This is a genomic window from Paracoccus nototheniae (genome assembly GCF_004335005.1).
GTDB classification, from domain to species: domain Bacteria; phylum Pseudomonadota; class Alphaproteobacteria; order Rhodobacterales; family Rhodobacteraceae; genus Paracoccus; species Paracoccus nototheniae.
The window spans coordinates 1-5,889 of sequence record NZ_RQRT01000125.1 but is presented as its reverse complement, the minus strand read 5'-3'; the positions used below and the strand labels follow the sequence as shown (position 1 = coordinate 5,889).

Here is a 5,889-nt window from a genome sequence, read left to right as displayed (position 1 = left end):
TGACCGCCCAGAACATGGAGACGTTTCTGGCCCGCAAGCCCGAAACGCTGGCCAAGGGACCGCTGGCGATCATCCTGATCGAGGATGACACCGCCGTCACCCAGACCGTCGAACATCACCTGCAGCGACAGGTGATCTTTCGTGACGACCTGCGGGGCGAACCCAAGGCCTATGCCGCAGCGCAGGCCATGCTGGCGCTGAACCCGCATCTGGACATCACCCCCCTGACGCGGCGCATCACCGAAAATGACGGGGCACTGATCGCCCAGCATGATCTGGTCATTGACGGCACCGACAGCTTTGCCACCCGCGCCGCCATCAACCGCGCATGCGTGCAGGCGGGCGTGCCGCTGATCTGGGGCGCCATCGGGCAGTGGGAGGGGCAGGTGACCCTGTCCGATCCCGCGCGCGGCGGTCCCTGCATCGCCTGCATCTTTCCCACCGCCCCCGAACATGACGCGCCCTGCGCCGAGGCGGGCGTGGTCGGCGCCTTGCCCGGCGTCATCGGCAGCCTGATGGCGCTGGAGGCGATCAAGCATCTGACCGGCGCGGGGCAGGGGCTGCGCGGACGGATGATCCTGTTCGACGGGCTGTATGGAGAGACCCGGATGATCGGCACGACGCCCGATCCGGCGTGTCCGGTCTGCGGGGGGCAATCGGCTCTGGCCCGCGCGGCGGCGGCTCACTAGGGTGGCGCCAACAGACAGGAGGCCCGCGATGAACCCGCAACTGACCCGCTGGACCGGCGCCGAGGGGCTGCCGCGCTTTGATCTGATCGATGACGGCGATTTCGCCCCGGCTTTCGACCGCGAGCTGGCTGCATCCGAGGCCGCGCATGAGGCGATCGCCGCCAATCCCGAGGCCCCCACGTTTGCCAACACCATCGCCGCGATGGAACTGGCCGATGAGGGGCTGAACCGTGTCCTGTCGGTCTTCTACACGCTGGCAGGGGTCGATTCGAACGAGGCGCGTCAGGCGTTGCAACGCGATTTCGCGCCGCGTCTGGCCGATCATGGCAGCCGCATCAACATGGACCCCCGGCTGTATGCAAGGGTCAAAGCGGTGGCCGAGGGGGCGTCGACCCTGCCGCCCGAGGATGCGCGGATCACCGAACTGGCGCTGCGCGATCTGACCCGCGCGGGTGCCGGGCTGGACGATGCCGGACGCGCGCGGATGACCGCGATCCGCGCCCGGCTGGCAGTGCTGACCACCCAGTTCACCCAGAACGTGCTGACCGATGAACGCGACTTTGTCCTGCCCATACCCGATGACCGTCTGGTGGGCCTGCCCGGCTGGCTGCTGCGCGCCATGCGGGCGGCGGCGAAGGAGCGTGGGCTGCCGGGCCAGATCGTGACGCTGAACCGGTCGCTGATCGTGCCGTTTCTGGAACATGCGGGCGACCGCGCATTGCGCGAGACGGCGTTCCGCGCCTGGACCGCGCGCGGGTCGGGCACCGGCGCGGGCGGGCAGGCAACCGACAACCTGCCCGTCCTGCACGAGATTCTGGCCCTGCGCCATGAACGTGCACAGCTGCTGGGCTATGCCGATTTCGCCTCGTGGAAGCTGGACACCCAGATGGCCGCCACGCCCGAGCGGGTCGAGGCGCTGCTGTCAGAGGTCTGGACCGCTGCCCGCAGCCGCGCTGCGGCGGACGAGGCGCGGTTGACGGCCATGCTGCGCGACGATGGCGTCAACGGACCCTTGGAGGCCTGGGACTGGCGCCTGTATGCCGCCCGGCTGCGCCAGCAGGATCATGATGTGGATGCCGATCAGGTGGCCCCCTATCTGACGCTCGATGCGATGCTGGGCGCGGTCTTCGACGTGGCGCATCGCCTGTTCGGGCTGGACTTCCAACCGCTGGAGGCGCCCTTGTGGTCGCCCGATGTCCGGGCCTGGCGGGTGACGCGGGATGGCCGGTTGATGGCGGTGTTCGTGGGGGATTATTTCGCAAGACCGTCCAAGCGGTCGGGGGCATGGTGTTCGTCCCTGCAGGTCCAGCACAAGCTGGGCGAGGGGCAACGCCCGATCGTGGTGAACGTGTGCAATTTCACCCCGCCCGAGACGCCGGGCGCGCCCGCCTTTCTGTCATGGGACGATGCGCGGACGCTGTTTCACGAATTCGGCCATGCGACGCATCACATCCTGTCCGACGTGACCTGGCCCTCGATCTCGGGGACCTCGGTCGCGCAGGATTTCGTGGAACTGCCCAGCCAGCTGTACGAACATTGGCTGGAACAGCCCGCGGTGCTGGACGCCCATGCCCGCCATCACGAGACGGGCGAGGTTCTGCCCGCAGCCCTGCGCGACCGCCTGCTGGCGGCGGGCAAGGCGGGGGCCGGGTTCTCGACGGTGGAATATCTGGAAAGCGCGCTGGTCGATCTGGCATTTCACCGGGGCGCGCCGCCCGCCGACGCCATGGCACGGCAGGCCGAGATCCTGACCGCACTGGACGGCCCGCCCGCCATCCCGATGCGCCATGCCACCCCGCATTTCGCCCATGTCTTCGCGGGCGACAGCTATGCCAGCGGATATTACAGCTATATGTGGTCCGAGGTGATGGATGCCGACGCCTTCGCGGCCTTCGAAGAGACGGGCGACATCTTCGATCCCGCCACCGCCCGGCGGCTGGAGGAGACGATCCTGTCGCGCGGCGGGTCCGCCCCGGCGGATGAACTGTGGATCGCCTTTCGGCAGCGGATGCCGGGGGTCGATGCGCTGCTGAAGGGGCGCGGGTTGATCTGAGCCGCCTGAAAGGGGGGCGCTGCCCCCCGCGCCTGCGGCGCGCCCCCCGGGATATTTTTGGACCGTCGCAGGGGATGGGCGCAGGGGATGGGTGCAGGGGGCGGGCGCAGGGAATGGGCCTTGCGCGGGCCCGGATCAGTCGCGGATTTCGCCGGGGTCGGCGCCCCAGATCGCGGTCTTGGGCACCCATCCGCGTTGTCCGCCGCCCGCGACGCGGCACCAGTCGGGCTCGCATTCGTTCAGGCGCAGGATTGCCCCGGCCTCGGCCCGGGCGACGATATCGGCATCCGGGTTGGGACGGCTGCGCAGTTCCAGCATGTCCTGCGTGACCAGCGCGGTGCGCACGCCGGACAGAAGCGCGTAATGGATCCAGCCCCCGGCGCCGTCCTTATCCTCGACCCGGCGCCAATGGCCGAATTCGGCCACCACGCGCAAGGGCATGCCGGCATGGCGGAAGACCCAATCGATGCGATGCGACAGGCTGGGGCCGCGCCGGGCGTTCCCCTCGTTCCCCTTGAGGCTGACATAGCGGGGCAGCGGCAGGTTCGTCACCGCGCCGCGCTGTCCCGTTTGGGGTTGGGTCTGTTCGGCCGGGGTCTGCGCCATCGCGGGCGCTGCCATCCCCGCCATCCCGATCGCCACCGCGAGGGCAATGGCCGCCCCTGCGCCTGTCCTGCCTGCCCGTAAGCTCATGCCCTGTCCGTTCCTGTCTGGCCTGAGCCCGCCGCCCGGATGGGGACGCGGCCCGTGCTGGGGGTCTTGTGCCTGCCCCTCATCGCGGGCAGTTTGCCAAAAGCGTCTGTGGATGGAAAGGGCGCGCCGACATGTGCCTTGCGGCACCTGCAACACAGTGAGGTGACCATGTCCGTCAACCCGACCCCGACCCGCCCCCGGCTGCGTGTCGCCGTCACACGGCGCCTGCCCGAGCCGGTGCAGTCCCGCATGTCGGAGCTGTTCGACGTGACCCTGCGCGACGACGACCGCAAGCTGGGTCTGGACGAGCTGGTGGGCCTGATGCAGGGCGTCGATGTGCTGGTGCCCACCGTCACCGACCAGATCACCGCCGCCATGCTGGCCCGCGCCGGCGAGCGGTTGAAGCTGATCGCGAATTTCGGGGCGGGGGTCGATCACATCGACGTGCTGTCCGCCCGCCAGCGCGGCATTCTGGTCAGCAACACCCCCGGCGTGGTGACCGAAGATACCGCCGACATGACGCTGGCGCTGATTCTGGCCGTCACCCGCCGCATCCCCGAGGGGCTGGCCGAGATGCAGGCCGGGCGCTGGCAGGGCTGGTCGCCTACCGCGCATCTGGGCGGTCGCGTCGGCGGGCGCAGGCTGGGGATTCTGGGCATGGGCCGGATCGGGCAGGCCGTCGCGCGCCGGGCCAACGCCTTTGGAATGCAGGTGCATTATCACAACCGCAAGCGCCTGCGCCCCGAAATCGAGGAGGCGTTGCAGGCCACCTGGTGGGAAAGTCTGGATCAGATGCTGGCGCGCATGGACATCGTCAGCGTAAACGCGCCGCATACCCCCTCCACCTTTCATCTGCTCAATGCGCGGCGGCTGAAGCTGATGAAGCCAAGCGCGGTGATCGTGAACACCTCTCGCGGGGAGGTCATCGACGAGAACGCGCTGACCCGCATGCTGCGCGCCGGAGAGATCGCGGGCGCTGGTCTGGACGTGTTCGAACATGGGCACGAGATCAATCCACGTCTGCGCGAACTGCCCAATGTCGTGCTGCTGCCGCATATGGGCAGCGCCACGGTCGAGGGGCGCGCCGAGATGGGCGAAAAGGTGATCATCAACATCAAGACCTTTGCGGATGGCCACCGGCCGCCCGATCTGGTCGTGCCCTCGATGTTGTAGGCGGTTCATGACCATGATGGATGGACGGGCACGGTGGGCGGTCTCGGCGCTGTTTTTCGCCAATGGGCTGCTGGTGGGCAGTTGGGCGCCCAAGATCCCGGCCCTGATGGAGCGGTTGGGCATCACCGAGGCGATGGCGGGCCTGATCGTGCTGGGATTGGGCGCGGGATCGTTGTGCGTGATGCCGGTCTTTGGCGCGATGGTGGCGCGGGCCGGTTCGGCGCGGGCGGTCAGGGTGGCCGCATGGGCAGCCTGTACATCCTTGGTGTGGATGTCGGTGGCGCCGGGCTATTGGCCGGTGGCGGGCGCGGTGTTCCTGTTCGGCGGGGTGATCGGCGGCATGGATGTCGCGATGAACGCCAATGCCGTCGCGGTCGAGCGGCATCGGAGGCGGGCGATCATGTCCTCCTGCCATGGGTTCTGGAGCCTTGGGGGCTTGGCGGGCGCAGGCGCGGGCGGGGCGTTGATCCTGGCTGTCGGCGAGGTTGCCCATGCGGTCATCGTGACCGTCGCGGTGGCCGGGGTGCTGGTCTGGGCGCTGCCGCGCCTGCTGGAAGATCGTCCGGCGCCGGGCGCGGACAAGCCGCCTTTGCGGTTGCCGCGCACGCCCTTGCCCTATCTGATCGGCCTGATGGCGCTGACCGCGATGATCCCAGAGGGGGCGATTCTGGACTGGGCCGCCGTCTATCTGCAGCGCGAGATGGGCGCCTCGCTGGCGGTGGCGGGCTGGGGCTTTGCGGCCTGTGCGGGCACGATGGCGGTGATGCGGTTTCTGGGCGACGGGTTGCGGCGGCGGTTCGGGGCGGTGGCGACGCTGCGCGCCAGTGCGGGCATGGCGATGGCCGGCCTGGCGCTGGCGGGGTTGTCCGACGCGCCGGGGCCCGCGATCGCAGGCTTTGCGCTGGCCGGGATCGGGATCGCCAATATGGTGCCCATCGCCTTTTCCGCCGCCGGGAACGTGCCGGGGCTGGCGGCTGGGATGGGGTTGTCCGTCGTGACGATGATGGGCTATTCCGGGATCCTGCTGGCGCCGGGCAGCATCGGGTTTCTGGCGGAAAAGCTGAGCCTTGGGACCATCTATCTGGCGCTGGCGGTGCTGCTGGTCATTCCGCTGGCGCTGTCGCATCTGGCGCGGACGGCGGATTTCGAGGGACGCTGAGCCGGGTGGCGCCGCCGGGAAGACTTTGCGTCCCGTCGCCGGCTGGTCCCCGGACCCGTGGCGCGCGCCCCAGCAGAATATTGTCGTGACCAAGACGGGGCGGGGTCAGCGATAGAGATTGG

The 5,889-nt window shown here is 69.0% G+C and carries 5 protein-coding genes; 4 read left to right on the top strand and 1 reads right to left on the bottom strand.

Features of this window, described 5'->3' with window-relative positions; genetic code table 11:
- On the top strand, window positions 1-689 hold a 689-nt coding region (locus EG885_RS21605), incomplete at its 5' end, for a HesA/MoeB/ThiF family protein (RefSeq protein ID WP_131578788.1).
- Between the two features lie 28 nt (window positions 690-717).
- Window positions 718-2,742 carry a M3 family metallopeptidase gene (locus EG885_RS21600; protein WP_131578786.1) on the top strand — a complete coding sequence of 675 codons (2,025 nt, stop codon included), beginning with the start codon at window positions 718-720 and terminating at the stop codon, window positions 2,740-2,742.
- A gap of 135 nt (window positions 2,743-2,877) precedes the next feature.
- Here the strand turns inward: EG885_RS21600 and EG885_RS21595 are convergent, their stop codons facing one another.
- Window positions 2,878-3,348, bottom strand: coding sequence for an SH3 domain-containing protein (locus tag EG885_RS21595; protein WP_242679795.1), 471 nt, complete (start codon window positions 3,346-3,348; stop codon window positions 2,878-2,880).
- Between the two features lie 255 nt (window positions 3,349-3,603).
- Here EG885_RS21595 and EG885_RS21590 point away from each other — a divergent pair, with 255 nt between their 5' ends.
- Together EG885_RS21590 and EG885_RS21585 are read left to right on the top strand one after the other, a co-directional pair.
- Window positions 3,604-4,608, top strand: a complete 1,005-nt coding sequence (locus EG885_RS21590) for a 2-hydroxyacid dehydrogenase (RefSeq protein ID WP_131578782.1) — start codon at window positions 3,604-3,606, stop codon at window positions 4,606-4,608.
- A 7-nt stretch (window positions 4,609-4,615) separates the two neighbouring features.
- Complete coding sequence (locus EG885_RS21585; RefSeq protein WP_131578780.1) at window positions 4,616-5,767, top strand: MFS transporter; 1,152 nt, start codon at window positions 4,616-4,618, stop codon at window positions 5,765-5,767.
- Window positions 5,768-5,889: the final 122 nt, after the last annotated feature.

Bases quoted from the DNA above. Each gene is read 5' to 3' on its own strand.
- EG885_RS21585 (WP_131578780.1), top strand. From the start codon at position 4,616: ATGACCATGATGGATGGACGGGCACGGTGGGCGGTCTCGGCGCTGTTT.
- EG885_RS21600 (WP_131578786.1), top strand. From the start codon at position 718: ATGAACCCGCAACTGACCCGCTGGACCGGCGCCGAGGGGCTGCCGCGC.
- EG885_RS21595 (WP_242679795.1), bottom strand. From the start codon at position 3,348: ATGGCGCAGACCCCGGCCGAACAGACCCAACCCCAAACGGGACAGCGC.
- EG885_RS21590 (WP_131578782.1), top strand. From the start codon at position 3,604: ATGTCCGTCAACCCGACCCCGACCCGCCCCCGGCTGCGTGTCGCCGTC.